Source organism: Sodalis-like endosymbiont of Proechinophthirus fluctus (assembly GCF_001602625.1).
In the GTDB taxonomy this organism is placed as follows: Bacteria; Pseudomonadota; Gammaproteobacteria; order Enterobacterales; family Enterobacteriaceae.
Window position 1 is genome coordinate 14,905 of record NZ_LECR01000062.1, and the last position, 235, is coordinate 15,139.

A 235-nucleotide genomic window follows, 5' to 3' on the forward strand; every position below is an offset into this window, starting at 1 on the left:
TTGCTATCATCCTCAATCCAACAGAGCCCGCGTGCACGGGCGTATGATTCCAGCTCCGCCCGGCCACACCCCAATAAGGGTCGCACTAGGCGGCGACTGAGAAATGGCGCATCCGCCGCCATCGCAGCCAGGCCGGCCGGACCGCTACCGCGTTTAAGCGCCAGCAGTAGAGTTTCCGCCTGGTCGTCTTGATGTTGGGCGGTAAGCAACACCTCATCGTCCACCAACGTCGCCG

Annotated in this window: 1 protein-coding gene; it reads right to left on the reverse strand. The window is 62.6% G+C overall.

The window, feature by feature from the left end:
• The coding region (locus tag BG74_RS06550) for a PP-loop family protein (protein ID WP_439895696.1) at positions 1-224 on the reverse strand (224 nt) is incomplete at its 3' end.
• Between the last annotated feature and the right edge of the window lie 11 nt (positions 225-235).